This is a genomic window from Delftia sp. DS1230, assembly GCF_040112715.1.
GTDB classification, from domain to species: domain Bacteria; phylum Pseudomonadota; class Gammaproteobacteria; order Burkholderiales; family Burkholderiaceae_C; genus Comamonas; species Comamonas tsuruhatensis.
The window spans coordinates 3920384-3944486 of the sequence record NZ_CP157763.1; the positions used below are offsets into that span (position 1 = coordinate 3920384).

23 protein-coding genes are annotated in these 24103 nt (G+C 66.8%); 11 read left to right on the plus strand and 12 right to left on the minus strand.

Annotation, left to right across the window (positions count from 1 at the left end; genetic code table 11):
* Nucleotides 1-17: 17 nt before the first annotated feature.
* From nusA to AAN986_RS17650, 5 genes are all read right to left on the minus strand, one after another.
* Nucleotides 18-1505: a transcription termination factor NusA gene (gene nusA / locus AAN986_RS17630; RefSeq protein ID WP_016448885.1), complete on the minus strand. Its 1488-nt coding sequence runs from the start codon at nucleotides 1503-1505 to the stop codon at nucleotides 18-20.
* A gap of 86 nt (nucleotides 1506-1591) precedes the next feature.
* Nucleotides 1592-2170 (minus strand): ribosome maturation factor RimP, encoded by a 579-nt coding sequence (gene rimP, locus AAN986_RS17635; RefSeq protein WP_026062108.1) that lies wholly within the window; start codon nucleotides 2168-2170, stop codon nucleotides 1592-1594.
* A 278-nt stretch (nucleotides 2171-2448) separates the two neighbouring features.
* Nucleotides 2449-2850: a thioredoxin family protein gene (locus AAN986_RS17640; protein ID WP_016452383.1), complete on the minus strand. Its 402-nt coding sequence runs from the start codon at nucleotides 2848-2850 to the stop codon at nucleotides 2449-2451.
* 10 nt (nucleotides 2851-2860) lie between these two features.
* Nucleotides 2861-4201, minus strand: coding sequence for a cytochrome c (locus AAN986_RS17645; protein WP_016452384.1), 1341 nt, complete (start codon nucleotides 4199-4201; stop codon nucleotides 2861-2863).
* Nucleotides 4198-5025, minus strand: coding sequence for a c-type cytochrome (locus AAN986_RS17650; protein ID WP_047217230.1), 828 nt, complete (start codon nucleotides 5023-5025; stop codon nucleotides 4198-4200). Before AAN986_RS17650 ends, AAN986_RS17645 begins: the two co-directional genes overlap by 4 nt.
* A gap of 168 nt (nucleotides 5026-5193) precedes the next feature.
* On the opposite strand from AAN986_RS17650, the gene AAN986_RS17655 reads away from it, so the two are divergent.
* Nucleotides 5194-6183, plus strand: coding sequence for a J domain-containing protein (locus AAN986_RS17655; protein ID WP_047217229.1), 990 nt, complete (start codon nucleotides 5194-5196; stop codon nucleotides 6181-6183).
* Nucleotides 6180-6515: a MerR family transcriptional regulator gene (locus tag AAN986_RS17660; RefSeq protein ID WP_047217228.1), complete on the plus strand. Its 336-nt coding sequence runs from the start codon at nucleotides 6180-6182 to the stop codon at nucleotides 6513-6515. The genes AAN986_RS17655 and AAN986_RS17660 overlap by 4 nt, the downstream gene beginning before the upstream one ends.
* Before the next feature lie 89 nt (nucleotides 6516-6604).
* On the opposite strand, the gene AAN986_RS17665 is transcribed toward AAN986_RS17660, so the two are convergent.
* On the minus strand, nucleotides 6605-6766 hold the full coding sequence (locus AAN986_RS17665; RefSeq protein ID WP_012204826.1) for a hypothetical protein: 162 nt from the start codon (nucleotides 6764-6766) through the stop codon (nucleotides 6605-6607).
* Nucleotides 6767-7012: 246 nt separating this feature from the next.
* Here AAN986_RS17665 and AAN986_RS17670 point away from each other — a divergent pair, with 246 nt between their 5' ends.
* The gene (locus tag AAN986_RS17670) at nucleotides 7013-7639 is read left to right on the plus strand and encodes a lipocalin family protein (protein WP_016448892.1); all 627 of its coding nucleotides are present in this window, start codon (nucleotides 7013-7015) and stop codon (nucleotides 7637-7639) included.
* Nucleotides 7640-7663: 24 nt separating this feature from the next.
* On the opposite strand, the gene AAN986_RS17675 is transcribed toward AAN986_RS17670, so the two are convergent.
* From AAN986_RS17675 to AAN986_RS17690, 4 genes are all read right to left on the minus strand, one after another.
* Nucleotides 7664-9352, minus strand: a complete 1689-nt coding sequence (locus tag AAN986_RS17675; protein ID WP_047217227.1) for a dipeptide ABC transporter ATP-binding protein — start codon at nucleotides 9350-9352, stop codon at nucleotides 7664-7666.
* Nucleotides 9349-10479 carry an ABC transporter permease gene (locus tag AAN986_RS17680; protein WP_235434632.1) on the minus strand — a complete coding sequence of 377 codons (1131 nt, stop codon included), beginning with the start codon at nucleotides 10477-10479 and terminating at the stop codon, nucleotides 9349-9351. The genes AAN986_RS17675 and AAN986_RS17680 overlap by 4 nt, the downstream gene beginning before the upstream one ends.
* A gap of 116 nt (nucleotides 10480-10595) precedes the next feature.
* The gene (locus tag AAN986_RS17685; protein ID WP_016448895.1) at nucleotides 10596-11624 is read right to left on the minus strand and encodes an ABC transporter permease subunit; all 1029 of its coding nucleotides are present in this window, start codon (nucleotides 11622-11624) and stop codon (nucleotides 10596-10598) included.
* Between the two features lie 96 nt (nucleotides 11625-11720).
* Complete coding sequence (locus AAN986_RS17690; protein WP_047217226.1) at nucleotides 11721-13550, minus strand: extracellular solute-binding protein; 1830 nt, start codon at nucleotides 13548-13550, stop codon at nucleotides 11721-11723.
* Nucleotides 13551-13661: 111 nt separating this feature from the next.
* Between AAN986_RS17690 and fabI the strand changes: the two genes are divergently transcribed.
* From fabI to AAN986_RS17710, 4 genes are all read left to right on the plus strand, one after another.
* Nucleotides 13662-14462, plus strand: coding sequence for an enoyl-ACP reductase FabI (gene fabI / locus AAN986_RS17695; protein WP_016448897.1), 801 nt, complete (start codon nucleotides 13662-13664; stop codon nucleotides 14460-14462).
* A gap of 215 nt (nucleotides 14463-14677) precedes the next feature.
* Nucleotides 14678-14803, plus strand: a complete 126-nt coding sequence (locus AAN986_RS17700; protein WP_016448898.1) for a hypothetical protein — start codon at nucleotides 14678-14680, stop codon at nucleotides 14801-14803.
* 69 nt (nucleotides 14804-14872) lie between these two features.
* On the plus strand, nucleotides 14873-15508 hold the full coding sequence (locus AAN986_RS17705) for a superoxide dismutase (RefSeq protein ID WP_047217225.1): 636 nt from the start codon (nucleotides 14873-14875) through the stop codon (nucleotides 15506-15508).
* A gap of 45 nt (nucleotides 15509-15553) precedes the next feature.
* Nucleotides 15554-16474: a ZIP family metal transporter gene (locus tag AAN986_RS17710; RefSeq protein ID WP_016448900.1), complete on the plus strand. Its 921-nt coding sequence runs from the start codon at nucleotides 15554-15556 to the stop codon at nucleotides 16472-16474.
* Nucleotides 16475-16498: 24 nt separating this feature from the next.
* On the opposite strand, the gene AAN986_RS17715 is transcribed toward AAN986_RS17710, so the two are convergent.
* Complete coding sequence (locus AAN986_RS17715; RefSeq protein WP_012204816.1) at nucleotides 16499-17230, minus strand: IclR family transcriptional regulator; 732 nt, start codon at nucleotides 17228-17230, stop codon at nucleotides 16499-16501.
* Between the two features lie 159 nt (nucleotides 17231-17389).
* On the opposite strand from AAN986_RS17715, the gene AAN986_RS17720 reads away from it, so the two are divergent.
* The 3 genes from AAN986_RS17720 to AAN986_RS17730 all read left to right on the plus strand — a co-directional run bounded on the left by AAN986_RS17720 (nucleotide 17390) and on the right by AAN986_RS17730 (nucleotide 20825).
* Nucleotides 17390-18343 carry a hydroxymethylglutaryl-CoA lyase gene (locus tag AAN986_RS17720; RefSeq protein WP_047217224.1) on the plus strand — a complete coding sequence of 318 codons (954 nt, stop codon included), beginning with the start codon at nucleotides 17390-17392 and terminating at the stop codon, nucleotides 18341-18343.
* Between the two features lie 39 nt (nucleotides 18344-18382).
* The gene (locus AAN986_RS17725) at nucleotides 18383-19630 is read left to right on the plus strand and encodes a CaiB/BaiF CoA-transferase family protein (protein WP_047217223.1); all 1248 of its coding nucleotides are present in this window, start codon (nucleotides 18383-18385) and stop codon (nucleotides 19628-19630) included.
* A gap of 145 nt (nucleotides 19631-19775) precedes the next feature.
* Complete coding sequence (locus AAN986_RS17730; RefSeq protein ID WP_349335426.1) at nucleotides 19776-20825, plus strand: tripartite tricarboxylate transporter substrate binding protein; 1050 nt, start codon at nucleotides 19776-19778, stop codon at nucleotides 20823-20825.
* A gap of 87 nt (nucleotides 20826-20912) precedes the next feature.
* Here the strand turns inward: AAN986_RS17730 and AAN986_RS17735 are convergent, their stop codons facing one another.
* Nucleotides 20913-23486 carry an arginine/lysine/ornithine decarboxylase gene (locus AAN986_RS17735; protein ID WP_016452397.1) on the minus strand — a complete coding sequence of 858 codons (2574 nt, stop codon included), beginning with the start codon at nucleotides 23484-23486 and terminating at the stop codon, nucleotides 20913-20915.
* Nucleotides 23487-23637: 151 nt separating this feature from the next.
* Between AAN986_RS17735 and AAN986_RS17740 the strand changes: the two genes are divergently transcribed.
* Nucleotides 23638-24063, plus strand: coding sequence for an NfeD family protein (locus AAN986_RS17740; RefSeq protein WP_016448906.1), 426 nt, complete (start codon nucleotides 23638-23640; stop codon nucleotides 24061-24063).
* Nucleotides 24064-24103: the final 40 nt, after the last annotated feature.

Consider the following 24103-nt stretch of genomic DNA (forward strand, 5'->3'; position numbering starts at 1 on the left):
TCTGAACCTCCCTGACCTTACTCTTGCCCTTCGGTGAACCAGTGCTCACGCGCCTTCATGATCAAAGCCTTCGCTTCTTCCTCGGTCTGCCCGGTCAGCTCGGTCAACTCATCGATGGCCAGATCGGCCAGATCGTCGCGAGTGTGCACATTGGCCTCGGCCAGCTTGTCCACGATCTCCGGAGTCATTCCCTCGAGCGTCAGCAGATCCTGCGACACCTTGCCCACGTTTTCCTCGTGCGCGATTTCCTGCGTCAGCAGGGCATCCTTCGCACGGGTGCGCAGCTCGTTCACCGTCTCTTCGTCGAACGCCTCGATTTCGAGCATTTCCTGCAGCGGCACGTAGGCCACTTCTTCCAGGGTCTCGAAACCTTCCTCGATGAGGATGTTGGCGATTTCCTCGTCCACATCGAGCTTTTCCATGAACAGCTGGCGCGCAACGGCAGACTCGTCCGCCTGCTTTTGCGCAGACTCAGCCGCGTCCATGATGTTGATCTTCCAGCCGGTAAGCTCGGAAGCCAGGCGAACGTTCTGGCCGCCACGGCCGATGGCGATGGCGAGGTTTTCCTCGTCAACCACCACGTCCATGGCGTGCTTTTCCTCGTCCACAACGATGGACGACACATTGGCCGGAGCCAGCGCACCGATCACGAACTGTGCGGGGTCCTCGGACCACAGCACGATGTCCACGCGCTCGCCAGCCAATTCATTGGTGACGGCGTTGACGCGGGTGCCCCGCACGCCGACACAGGTGCCGATGGGATCGACACGCTTGTCATGGCTGAGCACGGCGATCTTGGCGCGGCTGCCGGCATCGCGAGCACAGCTCTTGATCTCCAGCAGGCCCTGCTCGATCTCGGGCACTTCGTTGCGGAACAGCTCGACCATGAACTCCGGCGCCGAACGCGACAGGATGATGGGCGCGCCGCGCAGCGTGGCGTCCACTTCCATGATCATGGCCCGCACGCGGTCGCCGTTGCGCAGGTTTTCCTTGGGGATCATTTCGCTGCGGCGCAGGCGTCCTTCGACACGGCCGGCCTCGACGATGATGTCGCCCTTGTCCATGCGCTTGACCGTGCCCGTGAAGATCCGGTCGCCGCGCGACAGGAACTCGTTGAGCAGCATTTCACGCTCGGCATCGCGGATCTTTTGCAGGATGACCTGCTTGGCCGCCATCGCACCGATGCGGCCGATGGGCACCGACTCGATCTCTTCCTCGATGTACTCGCCTTCGGAGATGCCGGGGACGCGGTCCTGTGCGTCCATCAGCATTTCTTCGGCATCGGGGTTTTGCAGGCCCGCATCATCGGGCACCACCAGCCAGCGGCGGAAGGTGTCGTAGTTACCGCTGTCGCGATCGATGGCCACGCGGATGTCCACTTCACCTTGGTACAGCTTCTTCGTGGCTTGGGCCAGGGCCGATTCCACTGCACCGAACACCAAATCGCGCTCCACGTTCTTTTCGCGCGAAATGGCTTCTACCAACATCAACAATTCGCGATTCATGCGACGACTCTCCTATTTCAATCACGCAGAAAGGGGATGGCAATGCCCTTCTGCCCCAATGATTCGACGTACCCTGCCCGCTCCGATCAGACCGGCTTGGCAGAACGCCCCTTGAAATCCACAAGGGGAGCCAGACGCGCCTCGCGCAGCTCCTCCAGCGTGAAACCCAGCGCCTGCAGGGGCGCGGGAACACGCTTCTTGCTGACCCTCTGGCCAGGCTTGACGGGTGGCTCGTCGCTCCAGACGATCTGCCAGCCACCACCTTCGGCACGCTCCAGCGTGCCGCGGAATTTCTTGCGATTGGCGCTGACCTGCCCTTCAGCGGCAGCGCCGATGGGCTCCTTGAGGGTCAGGTCGATGACTTCCCCGACAAAGCGGATGAAGTCCTGCTCATGCCGCAGGGGGCGGTCGATGCCCGGGGAGGAGACCTCGAGGCGCGTGTAATCCGTGCCATCGACCTCCAGCGCGAACTGCAGCTGGCGCGTGATCTTCTCGCAGTCCTCGACTGTCACGAACTGCTCCGGCACCACCGGCTCGCCCTCCACCGGGGGCTGCCAAGGCAAATCAATTGTGACGCGCAACAGCCCGCCTGCCGAGCGTTCTATTTCCACCAGGTCATAGCCCAGACCTGTCACGGTTTGTTCAACGATTTGCTGTAGTGCCACGTGTAATTAAATTCAATCCTGCAAACACAAAAGACCCGGAACGCCCCTGGAACCTTGGCAGCAGCCATGTCCCAACAGCGCCGAGCCCCATGGCAATCCCTAAGGTCGCCCGAAGATCGCCCAAAAAAAAGGGCGGTTGGTACCCGCCCGTTTGGTCGTGAATATGCCATTGTATCCGCAAACGACCTCCAGGCCAAGTTCGCGCCGTACAAAAACAGGCGCTGGCAGGCACTGCGCAAGGCAGCCCAGGCCAGGGCGGACACCCCTCCGCCGGATGCTCAGGCGCCCACGCGCTCAAGCGCCTGCGCCGACTGAAGCCGCCGCAAAAGGGCCTGCGCTTCGGCGGGGTCGGCCGGGGCCGCGCCAGGGTCCTGGGCCAATGACTGCAGCATGCGCGCCACAACGCCCGGCTGGGGCAGCACCGGCCCCAGAAAGCGCGCGCGCTCGCCGTCAGCGATCAGCACAGAGGGAAAGGTTTCGATGTCCAGGTCCCCGGCCACATCCTCGCGGTCCTCGACATCAAGCCAGACGAAGTGCATCTGCGGGAACTGGGTGGCCAGCTCCGCAAACGCGCTCCGGTACTGGTTGCAAACGCCGCACCATTGCGCACACAGGCAAACCACCCACCAGGGGCTGGCTGCCGCGCTGTCGTCCGGCAGCTTGCCGGCCATTGAATCCATGGAAAACCTCTCAGAAACCACGCCCTTCCCGGGCGCGATAAACCTCCATGGTACCGATTTCCGCCGCCTTGTTGCCCCATGCATTGCGCACATAGCTGGCCACGGCGGCCACCTGTGCGTCAGACAGCACATGGCCAAAGGGCGGCATGCCATGCGGCTGCGGCTGTTGCCGGGTGGACGGGGGATAGCCACCGTCCAGCAGCACCAGCAGCAGGTTGCGCGGCTCGGCCATGGTCACGGAGGCATTGCCGGCCAGCGCAGGAAACGCGCCCGGTGTTCCCTGGCCCTGCGCACCATGGCAGACCGCGCACTGCCGTTCGTACACGGCCCGCCCCAAGGCCATCTGCCCAGGCTGCACAGCCTTGATGGCGCCGTGCCCGTCTGTGCCGGCAGATGGGGCAGCAGCGCCCTGCTCCTGCAGATAGGAAGCCAGCGCCTGCAGATCCTGTGGCTGCCAGTGCTGGGTGCTGCGCGCCACGACTTCGGCCATGGGGCCCAGTGCCGAGCCTGAAGGGCCGGACCCCGTCTGCAGCAACTGCACCCAGGCGGATTCCTGGCCGGCGCGCACACCCGCCTCGCCGGGATCGAGCAGCGAAGGCGCATACCAGGACTGCCCTGCCACAAAGCCGCCGGACATGGCCTGGCCGGAGGCACCCAGGCCATTGCGCGGCGCATGGCAGGCCGCGCAATGGCCCAGCCCCTGGGCAAGATAGGCGCCGCGATTCCAGGCCGGGGCCTTCCCTGGCTGGTCCTGCCAATCCTTCGGCGAGAAGAACAGCGCCCGCCAGACGGCCAGCGACCCCTGCCAGCCATAGGGAAAGTCCAGCGCATGCGGCGGCGTCTGCGCGCGCACGGCGGGCAGGCTTTGCAGATAGGCGAACAAGGCGTCCGAATCGGCGCGCGTCACGCGGGTGTAGCTGTCATACGGGAAGGCGGGATACAGCAGGCGCCCTTCGCGCGAGCGCCCGTTGTGCAGCGCACGCCAGAAGTCCTGCGCCGACCACAGTCCCAAGCCCGTCTCCTTGTCGGAGGTGAGATTGCTGGTGTACAGCGTGCCGAACGCGGTGGGCAAGCCCCGCCCGCCCGCATATTCGGCACCGCCCGCCGCCGTGTGGCAGCCAGCGCAGTTGCCTACCCGCGCAAGGTAGGCGCCGCGCTCGACCAGGGCGGCCCGTGTTTCGGTCGATCCCGACCAGCCGCCGTGGCCATAGGCATGAACCCCCTGCTCCCCCCGCAGGTTGAGCCAGACCAGCAGCAGCCCCACCAGGACCAGGGCCAGGACCACAAGAGCCAGCAGGGGCCACCGCCCGCGTACGCTCGCGCTGGCCGGATTTTCCACTTGGACACTCATGGCCGGCCCTCCTGACCGCCCACAGCGGCCACCGCACCGCAGCGCAGCGGCAAGGGGCGCGCCAAGGCCTCGTGCCCTCCCGGCGTCGCCGATGCAGGCCGCGACGACAGCCATGCCGTGACGGCCACGACTTCCTGCGGCGTCAGCGCCTTGGCCACCTGGTCCATGCAATCGGGAGCGGCCGCCTGGCGCTGGCCCGAGCGCCAGGCGCCGATCTGGCTGTTGAGATAGTCGCGTGACAGGCCCAGCAGACCCGGGATATCGTCGCCCGCGCCCATGAGCCGCTGGCCATGGCAGGCAGCACAGGCGGGCAGGCCCCGCTGCGCGTCGCCCTGCAGCACCAGCTGCTCGCCACGCGCGAGGTCGGCGGGCGGCAGCTGCGCCGGCACGGGCGGCGCATAGGGCAGCTCAAGGCTTGCGAAATGCACGGCGATCTGGCGCAGATAGTCGTCCGACATGAATTCGATCAGCCGGTTCATGGCCGGATAGCTGCGGCGCCCCTGCTGGAAATTCTTGAGCTGGCGGTAAAGATAGCCCGCAGGCTTGCCCGCAATGCGAGGAAAGTAGCCGCTGGGTGTGGCCCGTCCCTCGGGACCATGGCAGGCCGTGCAGGCCAGCACCCTGGACGCCATGGAGCCCACATCGGGCAGAGGCGCACTGACCACGGCGGGGGGCAGGTCCGCCATCGGCACGCCCGGTGCCGGCTGGGCGGACTGCGCCATCACGCCGCATGCACAGGCCGCCAGCCATGCGCCCAGCAAGCTCCTTGCCTCCTTGACGCCTGAAAGCCCTGTCCCGTACCGCCATCGCCTGCCATGTGCCATGTCCGACGCCTCCTGTTGCGTCCTGCCGACGCGCGAATGTAGTAAACCCGTCACAAGATGCCAGTCCAGCAGGAAAAGGCCCATCGGTTGAGACCCTGCCATGACCGGGCTATGCTGGCTTCTGGCTTGTCCAGAACATCGCCCGCAAGGGCTGGAGGACGGAAATTCATGGAATACAAGGACTACTACCGCATCCTGGCCGTGGACCGGCAGGCCAGTGCTGACGAGATCAAGAAGGCCTACCGCAAGCTGGCGCGCAAGTACCACCCGGACATCAGCAAGGAAGCGGATGCCTCGCAACGCATGGCCGAGATCAATGAAGCCAACGCCGTGCTGTCCGATCCCGAAAAGCGTGCCGCCTACGACGCGCTGGCCGATGCGCCCCGCCGCAGCGCAGGCGCCGGCGGATTCCAGCCGCCACCGGACTGGGAAGGTCAGGACTTCCACTTTCGCAGCGGCGATGGCGCAATGCCGGACGGCGATGCGGATTTCAGCGAATTCTTCTCGCAGATGTTCGGCCAGGGCGCCCGCGCGCGCCATGCGGGCGGCGGGCAGCACCGACCTCCACCCGACCTGCGCGGGCAGGACCAGCACGCCAGCATCGAGCTGGACCTGCTGGACAGCTACCACGGCGCCCAGCGCAGCCTGCACCTGCGCAGCACGGTGCTGGATGAGGACGGGCGGCCGGTGGCGCGGGACAAGGAATTGCAGGTCAGCATTCCCAAGGGGGTGCGCGAAGGCCAGATGATCCGTCTGGCCGGCCAGGGGGGCCCGGGCCTGGGCAACGGTCCGGCAGGCGATCTGCTGCTGGAAGTGCACCTGCGCCACGACCCGCGCTGGTGGGCCGAGGGCAAGGATGTCTATCAACCCATCGCGCTCGCGCCCTGGGAAGCCGCGCTGGGCGGCACGGTCCGTCTCGCCACGATTGCCGGCGAATTCGATGTCGGCATCCCTGCCGGCAGCCGCGCCGGCCGCAAGCTGCGGATCAAGGGCAAGGGCTTGCCCGCCGCCACGCCGGGCGATCTGTATCTGGTGCTGGGCATCAGCCTGCCGGAGCCGCAGACCGACGCCCAGCGAAAGGCCTATGAGGCACTGGCCCAGGCCTTCCCCTCGTTCGATGCCCGCCAGCACGGCACGGGCCAAGGAGCCACGCGATGAGCACGCCGCTGTATCCCTTCTACGAGCCCGCAGAACTGCTGGGCGAAGGCGCTCTGGACCTGCAGGATCTCGCCCGCCACTGCCAGCGCAACACCGCCTGGGTGGTGGAGCGCGTGCAGACCGGGGTGCTGTACTGCGAGAACGAGCCGGCCGGCGACGCGGCCGACGCGCAGGCACAGTGGCGCTTCAGCAGCCACATGCTGGTGCGTGCGCGCCGCATAGCCCATCTGGAGCACAGCTTCGATGCCGACCCTCAACTGGCCGCGCTGACCGCGGACCTGATCGAGGAAGTGCAGATGCTGCGCCGCAAGCTCCAGGCACTGCAGCACTGAGCGCATTCGCCCCAAAAGCAAAAGCCCTCTTTCGAGGGCTCTTGCTTTCAGAACGCGGCCGCAGCAGTCATGCATGCGGCCCGCCGTGCTCAGCGGTGACGCTTGCCGGGGTTCTTCTTGGTATGGGTGTGGGCGCCACGGGCGCGGCTCACGCGCTGGCCACGGCCGGGCGTCGGCAGGGTGACGCCGTTGGGCAGGGGAGGCTGGGGAGTGAACTTGCGGTCGGCTTCGGTAACGATCTTGTTGCCCATGGCATTTCCTTCTTCAAAAAAATGAGAACGCGCAATTAGGCCATAGACCTGCAGGCCCGCGCATAAAAAAACACATGGCCTGCTCCGGCATAGGGAAAGTTCCTGCGTTGCGCAGCCCGCACAGCCGCAGTTCCGGCAGCGCCGGCCTACACCGCGGCCCGGCGTTCTGTCCTAAAGTAGGAGCACGCTGCCAAGCGCACATGATGCCCCTGGCATGCGCTCTGCCTGAACACGGAGTTCCGCACGATGTCACCCCGCCAACCACGCACAGAAGTCACCACCCCGTCCACACCCCGCCCTGCCTGGGTTCGGCCCGCGGCAGGCCTGGCTGGGCTTGCCGTCGGGGCCGCTGCAGCCGCCTTGCTTTGGAAGGGCCTGCGCAACCCGCCCATTCCTGCCACAGTGGAGCCCGTACGCGGCTGGGACATCCAGCGCTACATGGGCCGCTGGTACGAAGTGGCCCGCATAGACCACCGCTTCGAAAAAGGCCTGGAGCGCACCCAGGCCGAATACACGCCGCTTCCCGATGGAAGCGTGCATGTGCTGAACCGGGGCTACGACGCAGGCCGCCGGCGCTGGAAGTCCGCTGAAGGCAAGGCCCGCACGGTGCATGGCCCCGGCGTTGCGGCGCTCAAGGTCTCGTTCTTCGGACCGTTCTACGGCGGCTACAACGTGGTGGCCCTGGATGCCGACTACCGCTGGGCCATGGTGGTCGGCTCGGACCTGCGCTATTTCTGGATTCTTTCGCGCACCCCTGAACTGCCCGATGGCGTGGCAGCGCGCCTGCTGGCCCAGGCCCGGCTGCTGGGCGTGCCCGTGGACAAGGTGCAGTGGATTCTTCAGGACGGGGTCAATCCCACAGGCAGCTGGTAGCGGCCCGGCGGCAGGCCGGCGAACTCAGAACCCTTCGGGCATGCCGTCACCCGAAAAGCCAGCAGCCTCCACCAGCCGCTGCGTATAGGCCTCACGCGGCGCGCCCAGCACCTGGGCCACGGGGCCGGATTCGACGATGGCACCATCCTTCATCACCACCACGTCATGGGCCATGGCGCGGATCACGTCCACATCGTGCGTGATGAGCAGATAGGCCAGGCCACGTTCCCGCTGCAGCCGCTGCAGCAGGCCCAGCACCTGCTGCTGAATGGTCACATCCAGCGCACTGGTGGGCTCGTCAAGCACCAGCACTTCAGGCTCCAGCACCAGGGCACGCGCAATGGCGATACGCTGGCGCTGGCCCCCGGAGAACTCATGCGGATAGCGATCGAGCAGACCGGGGAACTGCTCATCCGTCAGCCCGACGGCAGACAGCATGTCCACGACACGGTCACGGCGCTGCCGCCCCGTGAGCGCCGGGGCGTGCACGCGCAGGCCCTCGCCAACGATCTGCTCCAGCGTCAGCCGTGGCGACAGCGATGAATACGGGTCCTGGAACACCACTTGCACCTTGCGCCGCAGCGCAAGATTGGCCGGCGAGTTGCGCGTGGCCGGCTGCCTCCAGGCCTGGCCAGCGATGCGCAGCTGGCCTTCATGCGGCAGCAGTCCCAGCACGGCCTGGGCCAGCGTGGACTTGCCCGAGCCCGACTCCCCGACCACACCCACGGTGCGCCCGGGCATCAGGTCCAGGTCGGCGGACTGCACGGCAACAAAACGCCCCTGGCCAAACCAGCCGCGCACGCCCGTCAACGGCACCGGGTAGCTGACCTTGAGGCCCTGCGCATGGACCAGCGGCTCGGGAGCCGCCCCCGGTATACCGGCCTGCGCCTCGACCAGATCGCGGCGCGGCACACTGGCCAGCAGCTTGCGCGTGTAGGCATGGCGCGGAGCTGCCATGACCGCCGGCACCTCGCCCTGCTCCACCAGCTGCCCGCGCTCCATCACCGCCACGCGATCGGCAAAGCGCCGCACCAGGTGCAGGTCGTGGGTGATCATCAGCACGGCCATGCCGGTCTGGCGTTGCAGGTCATCGAGCAATTGCAGGATCTGTCCGCGCAGCGTGACGTCGAGCGCCGTGGTCGGCTCATCGGCCAGCAGCAGGCGCGGGCTGCTGGCCAGTGCCATGGCGATCATGGCGCGCTGACGCTGGCCGCCGCTGAGCTGATGCGGAAAGGCGCGGGCACGGCGCACGGGCTCGGCAATGCCCGTGGTCGCCAGCAGTTCGGCCGCCTGGGCCAGGGACTGCGCCCGCGTCAGCCCCTGCTTGAGGCGCAGCACCTCGCCCACCTGTTCGCCCACGGTCATCAGCGGATTGAGCGCCGTCATGGGCTCCTGGAAGATCATGGCCACGTCGCCGCCGCGCACGGCCCGCATCTCGCGCTCGGGCAGGCGCAGGAGGTCGCGGCCGTCGAAAAGCGCCTGCCCGCCCAGCTGGGCGTCACCGGCCAGCCGCAGCAGGGACAGCGCCGTGATGGTCTTGCCCGAACCGGACTCACCCACCAGCGCCAGCTTCTCACCGGCCGCCAGATCGAAGCTCACGCCGTGCACCACGTCCTTGCTGCCAAAGCGCACGCGCAGGTTGCGCACAGACAGCAGCGTCCGGCCGCGACCGGGGGCGGAAGGCATGTCCATTGCCGGCTGCTCTGCGTTCATGCGGCGTCCTTCGCATCAACGGCCGGGGCTGCATCGGTGGCAGCGGCCTTGCGCGGGTCCAGCGCATCGCGCAGCGCATCGCCCATGAAGGTCAGCAGCAGCAGCGTCACCACCAGCACCGCAAAGGTGGACAGCGAGATCCACCAGGCATCGATGCTGTTCTTGCCCTGGCTCAGCAACTCGCCCAGGCTGGGCGTATCGGGCGGAACGCCCAGGCCCAGGAAATCAAGCGAAGTCAGCGCCAGGATGGCTGCACTCATGCGAAACGGCAAAAAGGTGACCACGGGCGTCATGCTGTTGGGCAGCAGATGGCGCCAGATCAGCGCGCCATTGCCCACGCCCAGCGCACGCGCCGACTTCACGTAGTCGAGCTGGCGGTTGCGCAGGAATTCGGCCCGCACATAGTCCGACAGCCCCATCCAGCCGAACAGCGACAGCAGCACCAGCAGCAGCGAGACGCTGGGCGCCAGCACCGCGCTGAAGATGATCAGCAGATACAGCTCGGGCATGGAGCCCCAGATCTCGATGAAGCGCTGAAACGCCAGATCGGTCCTGCCGCCGAAAAAGCCCTGGATGGCCCCCGTCACCACGCCCAGCACAACGCCGGAGGCCGTCAGCGCCAGCGCAAACAGCACGCTCACGCGAAAGCCGTAGATCAGTTGCGCCAGCAGATCGCGCCCGCGATCGTCCGTGCCCAGCAGGTTCTCGCGCGAGGGCGGCGCCGGATTGGGCAAGCTCGCAAAGTAGTTGAGCGCCTGCGGTCCGTAGGGATTGAGCGTGTACAGCGCCCAGTTGCCACCCTGGCTCAGGCGATCCCGGATGTAGGGATCCAGATAGTCGGCCGCCGTCTCGAAGTCGCCGCCGAAGGTCTTCTCGGAATAATCGTTCCACAGCGGCCAGTAGGTCTGGCCTTCGTAGCGCACCACCAGGGGCCGGTCGTTGCTGATCAGCTCGGCGCCCAGGCTCAGCACCACCATCACGCAAAAAGCGACCAGGCTCCAATATCCCAGCCGATTGCGCCTGAACCGCAGCCAGGCCCGCCGCGCCGGCGAAACCGCCGCCGCCGCCAGCGGTGCAGCCGCCCCAGCCCCTGGCAGCCCCGTTCCAGAAACCACAACGGATTGCATTTCAGTGTCCATGTCGCTCCAGGAAACGAAGCCCGGCGCCACGCGCCGCCCGTCCGCCCTCCGCGATACAGGGCGCCGTGCATACCGGGCAAGCCGCGAAGCGGCTCGGAAGGTACCTAGTCAAACCGTACACGCGGATCCACCCACACATAACAAAGATCGCTGACCAGCTTGGTCACCAGGCCGATCAGCGTGAACAGGTACAGCGTGCCCAGCACCACGGGATAGTCGCGCCGTATCACGCTGTCATAGCTGAGCAGGCCCAGGCCGTCCAGCGAGAACAGCGTTTCTATCAGCAGCGAGCCCGTGAAGAAGGCACCGATGAAGGCGGCCGGAAAGCCGGTGACGATGGGAATCAGCGCATTGCGCAGCACATGCCGATAAAGCACCTGCCGCTCCGACAGGCCCTTGGCGCGGGCTGTCAGCACATATTGCTTGCGGATCTCTTCCAGAAAGGCATTCTTGGTGAGCATGGCGGTGATGGCGAAGCTGCCCGCCACCATGGCCGTGACCGGCAGCGCGATATGCCATAGATAGTCCACGATGCGCGCGCCCCAGGACAGCTCATCCCAGTTGGCCGAGGTCAGCCCGCGCAGCGGAAACCATTGCAGCTGCCCGCCGAAGATCACCAGCAGCGCCACGCCCAGCACAAAGCCCGGAATCGCATAGCCCACCAGGATCAGCAGCGTGGTGAAGAAGTCGAAACGCGAGCCGGCACGCACGGCCTTGGCAATGCCCAGGGGCACGGCCACGAGGTAGCTGATGAAAAAGGTCCACAGGCCCAGGCTGGCCGAGACCGGCAGCTTCTCCTTGATCAGCTGCCAGACATCCTTGTTCTGAAAGAAACTGCGCCCCAGATCGAACCGCGCGAACTGCCCGAGCATCTGGAAGAAGCGCTCATGGGCCGGCTTGTCAAACCCGTAGAGGGCCTTGATCTGCTCTATGCGCTGGGGGTCCACCCCCTGGTTGCCACGGTAGGCCAGGCCACCGCCTTCGCCGCCACGGCCCACGCTGGCCTTGGCTTCGGCAAGGTACTGCTCCACCGGGCCACCGGGCACGAACTGCACGACCACGAAGGTCAGCAGCAGCACGCCCAGCAGGGTCGGCACCATCAGCAGCAAGCGTTTGAGTATGTAGGCCCACATAAGAAGTCCTGCATTATGTCGATTGCCGGGGGGCACCCCGGCCCGGGAGCGTGCCCATCATGCAACGGATCGCAACGATGCGGCGGCAGCGCCCGCTCATGGAGGCGGCGCGGTCAGCACCGGCATGCGGGCCCACCAGGTATCCATGGCCCAGCTCTCGCCCTTGGCGTAGGCGGGAACCACGGCGGGCCGCACCAGCCGCCAGGAGTCGTAGACCATGCGGTGCGTTCCCGCGCTCCACTGCGGAATCAGGTAGTGTCCATGCGCGATGACACGCTCCAGTGCGTGGCACGCGGGCAACAGCTGCGCCTCGGTCTTGGCCTCGGTCATGCGCCGGATCAAGGCATCGACGGCGGGATTCTTGACTCCGGGAAAATTGCCCGAGCCGTCCGTGTCCGCCGCCCGACTGCCGAACAGGTCGGCGAATTCCTGGCCCGGGTTGTTCGTGCCCTGGTAGGCAATGGAGATGATGTCGTAGTCGAACTTCTCCACGCGCTGCTGGTACAGCGCGAAGTCCGCCGAACGAAAGCGCAGCCGTATGCCCAGCTTTTCCAGATTGCGTATCCAGGGCGAGACCTGGCGTATGCCCGACTCGCTGCTGTCCAGGTACTCCAGCTCCATGGCCTGGCCCCGCGCATTGCGCAGCACACCATCCTGAATGGTCCAGCCGGCATCGGCCAGCAATTGCCGCGCCTGGCGCAGGTTGGCACGCAGCGAGTTGTTGCCATCGGTGCGCGGCGGCTCGGCCATGGGGCCGAAGGCCTCCGGCGGAATGCTCTTGCGCAGGGGCTCCATGAGCGCCAGCTCCTCTGGCGAGGGCTCGCCATGGGTCTCGCAGGCCGTGTTGCCGAACAGCCCGCGCACGCGCTGGTAGGAGCCGTAGAACATCTGCCGGTTCATCCATTCGTAGTCCAGGGCCAGGTCCAGCGCACGGCGAACGCGCACGTCCTGCAGCAAAGGGCGCCGGGTGTTGAGCACATAGCTCTGGAACCCCGAGGGCAGCTTGTTGCTGAATTCGCCCTTGACCAGCTCGCCCCGGTCGAAGCGCTTGCCGTACAGGCGCCGCGCCCAGTCGCCGGCGCTGTAAAAACGCATCAGGTCGAACTCGCCGGCCTTCAGCGCTTCCAGCTTCGCCGTGTTGTCGCGGTAGATCTTGACGGAGATGCGATCGAAATTGGCCGTGCCCACGCGCGCAGGCAGATCGCGCCCCCAGTAGTCCGGGTCGCGCACATAGGTGATGTCCTTGCCGAAGCGCACAGGTCCTATCCTGTAGGGCCCACTGCCGATGGGCGTATCCGTCACCACCTGGTCGAAGGGCTTGGGCTTGCCGTTTTCCATGCCCCAGTCGCGGCTGAAGACGGGAATGGCGCCCACAACCAGCGGCAGTTCCCGGTTCGGCTGCTTGAAGCGAAAGCGCACCGTGCGTTCATCCAGCACGTCGACCCCCGCCACATCGAAGAACAGCGATCGGTAGCCAGGCAATGCGTGCGGCCCCATCAGCGTGTCATAGCTGAACTTGACATCGGCAGCCAGCACGGGCTTGCCGTTGTGAAAGCGCGCTTGCGGCCGCAGCCGGAACGTGGCCGACAGGCCGTCGGGGGCAGCCTGCACATCCTCTGCCAGCAGTCCGTAGCCCGTGGCGGTCTCGTCCAGCGAGGGCCACAGCAGGGTGTCGAACATCAGTTCGGCCAGATAGGCCGGAGACGATCCCTTGATGGTGAACGGGTTGTACTTGTCAAAGGTGGAGATGCGCAGGTTGCTCACCAGGCGCAGCTCGCCGCCCTTGGGGGCCTTGGCGTTGACATAGTCGAAATGGCTGAAGCCCTCGGCATAGCGGGGCTCTCCCCACAGGGCATAGGCATGCGAGCCCCACGCCGGCACACACGCCGAGGCCAGCAGCAGCGAAGAAATCATCCAATGGCGCATGCGACAATTCTGCACCACGCAGCCAGCCGCCCGCTGGCAAACGCTGACGCGGGGCCCCGCCTTCGCCGCCAGCTGCTGCGCACTTCCACTCACTTCCTCTGGAGAACAACAATGGGCTTTCTCGCCGGTAAAAAACTGCTGATCACGGGCGTTCTGTCCAACCGCTCCATCGCCTACGGCATCGCCAAGGCCTGCCACGCACAGGGCGCGGAGCTGGCGTTCAGCTATGTGGGCGAGCGCTTCAAGGACCGCATCACTGAGTTCGCCGCCGAATTCGACTCCAAGCTGATCTTTGACTGCGACGTGGCCGACGACGCCCAGATCGACAAGCTGTTCGCCGACCTGGGCGCCACCTGGGGCAAGTTCGACGGCTTCGTGCACAGCATCGGCTTCGCGCCGCGCGAGGCCATCGCCGGCAACTTCCTGGAAGGCCTGTCGCGCGAGGGCTTCAAGATCGCGCACGACATCAGCGCCTACAGCTTCCCCGCGATGGCCAAGGCGGCCCTGCCTTACCTCAACGACAAGTCCTCGCTGCTGACGCTGTCGTACCTGGGCGCGCTGCGCTCCATCCCCAACTACAACACCATGGGCCTGGCCAAGGCATCGCTGGAAGCCTCGGTGCGCTACCTGGCCGAGGCCGTGGGCCGCACGGCAGACGGCCGCGCCATCCGCGCCAACGGCATCTCGGCCGGTCCCATCAAGACGCTGGCCGCATCGGGTATCAAGGACTTCGGCAAGCTGCTGGGCCGCGTGGCCGATGCATCGCCGCTGCGCCGCAACGTGACCATCGAGGATGTGGGCAATGTGGCCGCCTTCCTGCTGTCCGACCTGGCCTCGGGCGTGACGGCTGAGATCACCTACGTGGACGGCGGCTTCAGCCAGACTGCAGGCCTGTCGGCCGACCAGGTCTAAGCGGCCACCGCCACCCGACCGGCCCCGCAGGCATTGCCGCCTGCGGGGCTTTTTTTCGCCCGGAACCCACGACTGCGGGTCCTGCCTGCACGCGCAAGGAAATACACATCGGCTTGACTGAGGTCATTTTTGTTTTGAATGAGAATGATTCTCATGAATAATACAATTCTCAGATCAATATCAAGGAATCTCTGAAACCCTCGGAGCCAGCAGAGATGCAAGCAACCCCTGACCTCAGCCTGCCCTCTCCCGTTCCAGCCCCCATCGATGCGGCACTGCAGGCCTCGTCCCGGGTCTTCGACATCGCGGCAACGGCCCTGCCCTCGCGGCTGGCGCACTGACTGCAGGTCTCGCCCCCCCCACACGCCTTCGACGCACCGATTTCCCCCGTAGTCCCTGAAAGAAACCACATGAGTAACTACACCCTGCCTCCCCTGAACTACGCCTACGACGCGCTGGAGCCCCATATCGATGCGCAGACCATGGAGATCCACTACACCAAGCACCATCAGGCCTATGTGAACAACCTGAATGCCGCACTCAAGGACACGCCGCACGGCAGCCAGCCCGTGGAGCAGCTGATCGCCGACCTGTCCCTGCTGCCCGAAGGCGTGCGCGGCGCCGTGCGCAACAACGGCGGCGGCCATGCCAACCACAGCCTGTTCTGGACCGTGATGGCCCCGGCAGACCAGGGTGGCGGAGGCGCCCCCTCGGGCGAGCTGGCCCAGGCCATCGACAGGGAGCTGGGGGGCTTAGATGCCTTCAAGGCCGCCTTCACCCAGGCCGCGCTCACGCGCTTTGGCAGCGGCTGGGCGTGGCTCGTGGTGGGCAAGGACGGCAAGCTGGCCGTGGAAAGCAGCGGCAACCAGGACAGTCCGCTGATGGCCGGCATCGGCTCCGGAGCCACCCCCATCCTGGGCCTGGACGTGTGGGAACACGCCTACTACCTCAAGTACCAGAATCGCCGCCCCGAATACATCGCGGCGTTCTACAACGTAGTCAGCTGGGCCGAAGTGGCCCGCCGCTACGCCGCAGCCCGCGGCTGATCGGCCAAGCCTGCCCGCCAACGCCCCAACCCATTCCCGACCAGCATGGATCTGCCACAACGCTTCCGCTCCAAGACCAGCGTACGGTCCAACATCCGCCTGTGGATCGGCCTGGCCATCATGATGGCCGGCGCCTGGGCGCTCACCAGCCAGTTCTGGGCCTATGCCCAGAACCATCCGGTGGTCTTCCAGGCCCTGGCCGGCGGCTCGGCAGCCGCGCTGGCGACAGCCCTGGGCACCGTGCCCGTGATGCTGTCCCAGCGCCTGTCCGAGCGCACGCAGGACACCTTGTTCGGCTTTGGCGCCGGCGTCATGCTGGCGGCCTGCGCCTTCTCGCTGATCCTGCCGGGGCTGGAAGCGGTGCGTACGCAGGGCCTGTTTGGGGGCGGGGGCTGGGCGGCAGGCGCTGTCATCGGCACGGCAATCCTGCTGGGCGGCGCGGCGCTCATGCTCATGGACCGGCTGCTGCCGCACGAACACTTCATCAAGGGCCGCGAAGGCCTGGACCCGCAAGGTGCGCGCAAGCTGCAGCGCACCTGGCTGTTCGTCTTTGCCATTGCCCTGCACAACCTGCCCGAAGGCCTGGCCATCGGCGTGGGCTATGCGGGCAACGACGGACTGCGCGCCAATGCGCTGGCCACAGGCATTGCCATCCAGGATGTGCCCGAGGGCCTGGTGGTCGCCGTGGCCCTGCTGGCTGCGGGCTACAAGCGCAGCTTTGCCGTGGCGCTGGGCATGGCATCGGGCCTGGTGGAGCCGCTGGGCGCCGTGCTGGGCGCAGTCATCGTCAGCGGCTCGGCCGCGCTGCTTCCCTGGGGCCTGGGCTTTGCGGCAGGCGCCATGCTCTTCGTGATCAGCCACGAGATCATTCCCGAGTCGCACCGCAAGGGCCACGAGGCCTTTGCCACGGGCGGCCTCATGCTGGGCTTTGTGCTGATGATGGTGCTGGACACGGCGCTGGGATGAGTCCGCGCACCGCGCACGCCTGGCTCAGGGCAGCAAGAGCCCCAGCTCCCGCGCCGCCGCCAGCACATGGCGGGCGTGGCGCTCCTCGTAGCGGTGGGCTGGCATGGTCAGTGTCAGTGCCGCTGCCAACTCTCCATCGCGCTTGAAGACCGGGGCAGAAATCCCGGCGATCTCCCGGTGCCTGTCTCCCACCATGGCGCAGTAGCCATCGGCGCGCACGCGGGCCAGCTGCGTGCGGCTGCCGCCGCGCGATGCGGCGTACAGCTCGGCATCGAACGCGGACAGCACCCGCCCGCCCGCGCCCTGCCCCAGCGGCAGCAGATCGCCGGTGCGCGCATGGTCGCGCACGGGGTGGGGCGAATCCACGCGGTACAGGCACAGCCGGTCCTGCCCCTGGCGCACGTGGTAGGCCGCACTCTCGCCCGTGGCCTGCACCAGGGTGCGCAGCACGGGCATGACCACGCTGTCCAGCGAGAAATGCCGGGCATAGACGGTGTTCAGCCGCGCCACGGCCGGGCCCACGGCGTAGCGGCCGTCATCCATGCGCAGCACCCAGCCGCCATGCTCCAGCGAAGCCAGCAGCCGCAGCACGGTGCTCTTGTACAGGCGCGTGCGTTCCGACAGCTGGGCCAGCGTCAGCCCGTCATCTCCGTCGCGAAAGGCGGCCAGCAGGCTCAAGGCCCGGTCCACCGCAGCCACGCCGCCCGGCGCGGCGTTCTCATCGGCTACCGATTCCGTCACTGATTTGCGAGGCATATCGAAGGCACCCAAGGGAAAACCCCAGGCACGCAGGCTTGACGATGGCGCGTGCAGCAGGGAATATTTCAATAGAGAGAATCAAGTTCTATCTATTAGAACGACTCAAGCAACCGATGTCAACAGGCGAATCCTGCGGTCATCGCCACCCACCACCGGATGTCCCTGCCCATGTCCTCCCACCGTTTTGACGTACTCATCAGCGAAGTCGGCCCGCGCGATGGCCTGCAGTCCGTGGCCTCCACCATGTCCACAGCGCACAAGCTGGCGTGGATCGACACCCTGGCCCATGCGGGCCTGCAGGAGATCGAGGTCGGCTCCTTCGTCTCGCCCAAGCTGCTGCCCCAGATGGCCGACGCGGCCGAGGTGGTCGCCCACGCCATCACGCTGCCCGGCGTCACCGTGATGGCCCTGGTCCCCAATCTGCGCGGCGCCGAGGCTGCGCTGCGCGCCGGCGTCCACAAGGTCACCCTGCCCGTATCGGCCAGCCCCGCGCACTCCATGGCCAATGTGCGCAAGACCCCCATGCAGATGGTGGACGAGGTGCGGGCCATTGCCGCGCTGCGCGACGAGATCGCGCCGCATGCCCTGATCGAGGCGGGCATCTCCACGGCCTTCGGCTGCACGCTGCAGGGCCTGGTGCCCGAGGACGAAGTGATTGCACTGGCCCTGGCCTGCGTGGCGGCGGGCGCCGATGAATCGGGCCTGTCCGACACCACGGGCATGGCCAACCCGGCCCAGGTACGGCGCCTGTTCACACGGCTGCGGGCCGAGCTGGGCGAACAGGCAGGCGCGGCCCACATGCACAATACGCGCGGCCTGGGCCTGGCCAACTGCCTGGCCGCCTACGAGGCTGGCGCGCGCACCTTCGATGCCTCGCTGGCCGGCCTGGGTGGCTGCCCGTACGCGCCGGGCGCCTCGGGCAACGTGGTCACCGAAGACCTGGTCTTCATGTTCGAGGCCATGGGCATCCGCACCGGCGTGGACATCGATCGCCTGATCGCCGCCCGCCAGCCGCTGGCCGCAGGCCTGCCCGGCGAGGAGCTGCACGGCATGACGCCGCTGGCCGGACTGCCCAAGGGCTTTGCGCCCCGCATCTACGCTCCGGCCTGAGCCGCAGCGACAACCCACACATTCATTCACCGTTTTTCCATGAGCCAACCCACTACCCCCGACACGGCCGCAGGCCAGGCCACGCCACTGCCCTACGCAGGCATCCGCGTGGTCGAGTTCACCCACATGGTCATGGGCCCGTCCTGCGGCATGATGCTGGCCGACCTGGGCGCCGAAGTCATCAAGGTCGAGCCCGTGGGCCACGGCCGCGACGGCGATGCCACGCGCAAGCTGCTGGGTTCAGGCTCGGGCTTTTTCCCGCTGTTCAACCGCAACAAGAAGAGCGTGACGCTGGACCTGCAGACCGAGGAAGGCAAGCAGGCCGCGCTGCGCCTGATCGCCACGGCCGACGTGGTCTGCGAGAACTTCAAGCCCGGCACCATGCGCAAGCTGGGGCTGGACTACGACAGCCTCAAGGACCGCTTCGAGCGCCTCATCTACGTGAGCCACAAGGGCTTTCTGCCAGGCCCCTACGAGCACCGCACGGCGCTGGACGAGGTGGTGCAGATGATGGGCGGCCTGGCCTACATGACGGGCCGCCCCGGCGACCCGCTGCGCGCCGGTGCCAGCGTCAACGACATCATGGGCGGCATGTTCGGCGCCATGGGCGCGATGGCTGCCCTGGCCCAGCGCGAGAAGACCGGGCGCGGCCAGGAAGTGCAAAGCGCACTGTTCGAGAACAACATCTTCCTGGTCGCCCAGCACATGATGCAGTTCGCCGTCACCGGCAAGCCGGCCGCGCCCATGCCGGCACGCATCTCGGCCTGGGCCATCTACGACGTGTTCGAGGTCCAGGGCGGCGAGCAGATCTTCCTGGCCGTGGTCAGCGACGGCGCCTGGCGCCTGTTCTGCGATGCCTTCGGCCTGGGCGAGCTGCGCGACGATCCGCGCCTTGGCAGCAACAACGACCGCGTGCTGGCGCGCAGCTGGCTGATGCCGCTGCTGCGCGAGAAGATGGCCCCGCACAGCGCCGCTCACATTGCCGAGGTCTTCGAGAAGAACGGCCTGCCCTTCGCCCCCATCGCACGCCCGCAGGACCTGCTGCAAGACCCTCACCTGAACGCCACGGGCGCGCTGGCCCCCATCACCCTGCCCGATGGCCGCGAGACCAAGACCGTGCTGCTGCCCTTCACGCTGGACGGCAAGCGCCTGGATGTGCGCCTGTCGCCCCCGCGCCTGGGCGAGCACAGCCTGGAGATCCTCACCGCACTGGGCTACAGCAGCGAGCAGGCCCTGGCCCTGGCCCGGGGCGAGACCACCGACAGCCACGCCAAGGCCTCCCATTGATGCCAGGCTGAGCCACTGAAGCCGCCGCCGTCCACCCGACGCGCGGCGCCCCTGCAACCTTGCACCCCATCCACCCCACACCGGACGACGCTTGCCGCGCGCCCGGCGGGGAGGCCTTTTCCCAAAAATTCCCGGAGACAACACCATGCCCGCCATCCAACGCAACCCGGCCGCCCAAAACCGGACACAGACACAGGCCCGCCCTTGTTCCGCCCCGCGCCGCCAGTTGCTGCTGTGCGCCCTGCCCGCATTGGCTGCCGCCCTGCTCCCGCTGGCGGCCCAGGCCCAGCCCGGCAACTGGCCCTCGCGCGCCGTGCGCATGGTCGTGCCCTACACGCCGGGCGGCGGCACGGACGCGGTCGCGCGCCAGATCGGCGAGCGCGTGGGCACGCTGAACCAATGGACCGTGGTGGTGGACAACCAGCCCGGCGCGGGCGGCAACATCGGGCTGGATGCGGTGGCCAAGTCCGCGCCGGATGGCTATACCTTCGGCATGGGCCAGACCGCCAACCTCGCCATCAACCCCGCCCTGCTGCCCAGCATGCCCTTCAACCCCCGCACCGACCTGATCCCCGTGGCCCTGGTCGCCGCCCAGCCCACGGTGCTGGTCGTGCCGCAGGACTCGCCATGGAAATCGGTGCAGGACCTGGTCAAGGCCGCCAAGGCCGACCCGGGCGGCATCCGTCAGGGACTGGCATCGACGGGCACGGTGGGCCACCTGGCCGGCGAGATGCTGGCCTTCAAGGCCGGCATCCAGGTGCTCAACGTGCCCTACAAGGGCGCAGCGCCGGCCGTGACCGACCTGCTGGGCAAGCAGACGCACTACATGTTCGGCACGCCCCAGGCCGTCTATCCGCTGCTCAAGGGCGGCAAGCTGCGCGCCCTGGCCGTGACCTCGGCCAGGCGCCTGCCCATCCTGCCCGAGGTGCCCACCGTGGCCGAGTCGGGCTATGCAGGCTTCGAGGCCGTGGACTGGAAGCTGATCGTCGCGCCCAAGGGCACGCCGGCCGCCGTCGTGCAGAAGATGAATACCGCCGTGAACGCGGCCCTGCAGCAGCCCGCCGTGCAGCAGCAACTGCAGGCCGAGGGCAGCACGGCCCTGGGCGGCAGCATGCAGGACGCGGCCCGGTACCTGCTCAAGGAGCAGACGGACTGGGCCGCGCTGATCCGCGATGCCAGGATCCGCCTGGAGTGAGCGGCAAACAGCGGGCAAGAAAAAAGGCGCGGCGCCCCTTGCGGGGACCGCGCCTTTTTGACGGGCCGTCGTCAGCCGGCCAGCCGATCAGATCGTGCGGCCGAAGGGGCCATCATCGCCCACCTGCACCATCTTGCGGCCGCGCGCCGGCTTGGCGGCCGTGCCGACTTCCGGCGCCGACCCGGCCTTGCGGGCCGCTGCGGGGCGCTTGGCCGGCGCCTTGACGGCAGCAGCCTTCACGGCCTTTTTGGCGGCGGGCTTTGCCGCAGCCTTGGCAGCCGGCTTGGCCGCAGCCTTGGCCGCTGCGGATTTTCCGGCCACAGACTTGCCGGCAGCCGGCACCTTGCGGGCAGGAGCGGCCTGGGCCACGCAGTCGGCGTAGTAGCGCACCTCGCCGTCCGCGTCCTCCAGCTCCACCAGGCCGTGGATGTCGGTCTCGAAGCCAGGGCACTCCTTGGCGAACTCACGCGCGAACAGCAGGTAATCCACGATCTTGCGGTTGAACACCTCGCCGGGGATCAGCAGCGGAATGCCGGGCGGGTACGGCGTGACCAGGCCCACGGTGATGCGGCCTTCCAGGTGGTCGATCTCCACGCGCTCGGTCTTGCGGTGCGCGATGTGGGCGTAGGCATCGCTGGGCTTCATCGCGGGCTTGAGGTCCGACAGATACATCTCGGTCGTCAGGCGGGCGATGTCGTACTTGGCGTACAGCTCGTGCACGTGCTGGCACAGGTCGCGCAGGCCCATGCGCTCGTAGCGGCGGTGCTGCTGGCAGAACTCGGGCAGGATGCGTGCCAGCGGCTGGTTGCGGTCGTAGTCGTCCTTGAACTGCTGCAGCGCCGTCAGCATGGTGTTCCAGCGGCCCTTGGTGATGCCGATGGTGAACATGATGAAGAACGAGTACAGGCCCGTCTTCTCCACCACCACGCCGTGCTCGGCAAGGTACTTGGTCACGATGGAGGCCGGGATGCCCGTGTCCGAGAAATCGCCGTCCAGGTCCAGGCCCGGCGTCACGATGGTGGACTTGATCGGGTCCAGCATGTTGAAGCCGTCGGCCAGCTCGCCAAAGCCGTGCCAGTTGTCGAACTCCTTGCCGTTCTTGGCCTTGGAGCGCTTGGGCGCCGCGTCCTGGCCGCGGATGATCCAGTCCTGGGCCGAGCCGACGCCTTCATCGGCCAGTTTCTCGGGACCCCAGACCTCGAACCACCAGTCGTCGTCGCCGAACTCGTCTTCGACCTTGCGCATGGCACGGCGGAAGTCCAGCGCCTCCAGAATCGACTCTTCCACCAGGGCCGTGCCGCCGGGCGGCTCCATCATCGCGGCGGCCACGTCGCAACTGGCGATGATGCTGTACTGGGGGCTGGTCGAGGTGTGCATCAGGTACGCCTCGTTGAACAGGTGGTGGTCCAGCTTTTCGGTCTGGCTGTCCTGCACCAGCACATGCGATGCCTGGCTGATGCCGGCCAGCAGCTTGTGGATGGACTGCGTGGCATACACCACCGAGTGCTTGGGGCGCGCGCGCTTCTTGCCCATGGCGTGGTAGCTGCCATAGAACGGGTGGAAGGCAGCGTGCGGCAGCCAGGCCTCATCGAAGTGCAGGTTGGCCACATAGCCGTCCAGCATGCTCTTGATGGTCTCGGTGTTGTAGAGCACGCCGTCGTAGGTGGACTGCGTCAGCGTCAGCACGCGCGGCTTTACCGTCTTGGCATCCACGCCCTTGAGCAGCGGATTGGCCGCGATCTTGGCCTGGATGGACTCCACCGAGAACTCGCTTTGCGGGATCGGGCCGATGATGCCGAAGTGGTTGCGCGTGGGCTTGAGGAACACCGGAATCGCACCCGTCATGATGATGGAGTGCAGGATGGACTTGTGGCAGTTGCGGTCCACCACGACCACGTCGCCGGGCGCCACGGCGTGGTGCCAGACGATCTTGTTCGACGTGGACGTGCCGTTGGTCACGAAATAACAGTGATCGGCATTGAAGATGCGCGCGGCATTGCGCTCGCTCTCGCCGATGGCGCCGTTGTGGTCCAGCAATTGGCCCAGTTCCTCCACCGCGTTGCACACGTCGGCGCGCAGCATGTTCTCGCCATAGAACTGGTGGTACATCTGGCCCACGGGGCTCTTGAGGAAGGCCACGCCGCCCGAGTGTCCGGGGCAGTGCCAGCTGTAGGAGCCGTCTTCCGCATAGTCCAGCAGCGCCTTGAAGAACGGCGGCTGCACGCCTTCCAGGTAGCTCTTGGCCTCGCGGATGATGTGCTTGGCCACGAACTCCGGCGTGTCCTCGAACATGTGGATGAAGCCGTGCAGCTCGCGCAGGATGTCGTTGGGCAGGTGGCGGCTGGTCTTGGTCTCGCCGTAGATGTAGATCGGCACATCGGCGTTCTTGCGGCGCACTTCGCCGATGAAGCTGCGCAGGCTGTGGATCACGGGATCGCTTTCGCCACCCAGCGAGAACTCCTCGTCATCGATGGACAGGATGAAGGCACTGGCCCGGCTTTGCTGCTGCGCGAACTGCGACAGGTCGCCGTAGCTGGTCACCCCCAGCACCTCGAAACCTTCTTGCTCGATGGCCTGTGCCAGGGCGCGGATGCCCAGGCCCGAGGTGTTCTCGGAACGGTAGTCCTCGTCGATGATGACGATGGGAAAGCGAAACTTCATGGGGGCAGCCTCCGTAACCTGAGCGGGCCTAAAAAACGAAACAGGCGCGAAGTGTAAGGAATATCCTTATTGCGCCTTTGAAGCGTGCGGCTTTTCACCCAGAATGTGGTGCACTAAACACAAGCAACCGTCATAAACAGGGAGTCTGGGAATGGAATATTCCACCATCTGGTGGCTCGTCGCCGGCGCATTGGTCATCGCCGAATTGCTGACCGGCAGCTTCTATCTGCTGATGCTGGCACTGGGCGCCATCGTCGGCGCGCTGTGCGCCCACATGGGCCTGGCGCCCATTGCCCAGCTCGTCATTGCCGCCGTGCTCGGCAGCGCCTTCGTACTGGCCTGCTACCTGGTGCGCCGGCGCCTGCCCAGCCGCCAGCCCGCCTCCAGCAACCGCGACGTCAACCTCGATGTCGGCGAATCCGTCATGGTCGAGCAATGGAACTCCGACGGCACGGCCCAGGTCCGCTACCGCGGCGCCCAATGGACCGTGATCAGCCGTCCGGGCAACCTGCCCTCTGCCGGCATGCACCGCGTGGCCGAGGTCGTCGGCAACCGGCTGCTGGTGGACAAACTCTGATTGCCCATCCCCACGCCCGCGCTTCACGGCGCGGGCATCT

Excerpts from the sequence above, each read along its gene's own strand:
- nusA (WP_016448885.1), bottom strand. The coding sequence starts at position 1,505 with ATGAATCGCGAATTGTTGATGTTGGTAGAAGCCATTTCGCGCGAAAAG.
- AAN986_RS17640 (WP_016452383.1), bottom strand. The coding sequence starts at position 2,850 with ATGGATTCAATGGCCGGCAAGCTGCCGGACGACAGCGCGGCAGCCAGC.
- AAN986_RS17645 (WP_016452384.1), bottom strand. The coding sequence starts at position 4,201 with ATGAGTGTCCAAGTGGAAAATCCGGCCAGCGCGAGCGTACGCGGGCGG.
- AAN986_RS17650 (WP_047217230.1), bottom strand. The coding sequence starts at position 5,025 with ATGGCACATGGCAGGCGATGGCGGTACGGGACAGGGCTTTCAGGCGTC.
- AAN986_RS17655 (WP_047217229.1), top strand. The coding sequence starts at position 5,194 with ATGGAATACAAGGACTACTACCGCATCCTGGCCGTGGACCGGCAGGCC.
- AAN986_RS17660 (WP_047217228.1), top strand. The coding sequence starts at position 6,180 with ATGAGCACGCCGCTGTATCCCTTCTACGAGCCCGCAGAACTGCTGGGC.
- AAN986_RS17665 (WP_012204826.1), bottom strand. The coding sequence starts at position 6,766 with ATGGGCAACAAGATCGTTACCGAAGCCGACCGCAAGTTCACTCCCCAG.
- AAN986_RS17670 (WP_016448892.1), top strand. The coding sequence starts at position 7,013 with ATGTCACCCCGCCAACCACGCACAGAAGTCACCACCCCGTCCACACCC.
- AAN986_RS17675 (WP_047217227.1), bottom strand. The coding sequence starts at position 9,352 with ATGAACGCAGAGCAGCCGGCAATGGACATGCCTTCCGCCCCCGGTCGC.
- AAN986_RS17680 (WP_235434632.1), bottom strand. The coding sequence starts at position 10,479 with ATGCAATCCGTTGTGGTTTCTGGAACGGGGCTGCCAGGGGCTGGGGCG.
- AAN986_RS17685 (WP_016448895.1), bottom strand. The coding sequence starts at position 11,624 with ATGTGGGCCTACATACTCAAACGCTTGCTGCTGATGGTGCCGACCCTG.
- AAN986_RS17690 (WP_047217226.1), bottom strand. The coding sequence starts at position 13,550 with ATGCGCCATTGGATGATTTCTTCGCTGCTGCTGGCCTCGGCGTGTGTG.
- fabI (WP_016448897.1), top strand. The coding sequence starts at position 13,662 with ATGGGCTTTCTCGCCGGTAAAAAACTGCTGATCACGGGCGTTCTGTCC.
- AAN986_RS17700 (WP_016448898.1), top strand. The coding sequence starts at position 14,678 with ATGCAAGCAACCCCTGACCTCAGCCTGCCCTCTCCCGTTCCAGCCCCC.
- AAN986_RS17705 (WP_047217225.1), top strand. The coding sequence starts at position 14,873 with ATGAGTAACTACACCCTGCCTCCCCTGAACTACGCCTACGACGCGCTG.
- AAN986_RS17710 (WP_016448900.1), top strand. The coding sequence starts at position 15,554 with ATGGATCTGCCACAACGCTTCCGCTCCAAGACCAGCGTACGGTCCAAC.
- AAN986_RS17715 (WP_012204816.1), bottom strand. The coding sequence starts at position 17,230 with ATGCCTCGCAAATCAGTGACGGAATCGGTAGCCGATGAGAACGCCGCG.
- AAN986_RS17720 (WP_047217224.1), top strand. The coding sequence starts at position 17,390 with ATGTCCCTGCCCATGTCCTCCCACCGTTTTGACGTACTCATCAGCGAA.
- AAN986_RS17725 (WP_047217223.1), top strand. The coding sequence starts at position 18,383 with ATGAGCCAACCCACTACCCCCGACACGGCCGCAGGCCAGGCCACGCCA.
- AAN986_RS17730 (WP_349335426.1), top strand. The coding sequence starts at position 19,776 with ATGCCCGCCATCCAACGCAACCCGGCCGCCCAAAACCGGACACAGACA.
- AAN986_RS17735 (WP_016452397.1), bottom strand. The coding sequence starts at position 23,486 with ATGAAGTTTCGCTTTCCCATCGTCATCATCGACGAGGACTACCGTTCC.
- AAN986_RS17740 (WP_016448906.1), top strand. The coding sequence starts at position 23,638 with ATGGAATATTCCACCATCTGGTGGCTCGTCGCCGGCGCATTGGTCATC.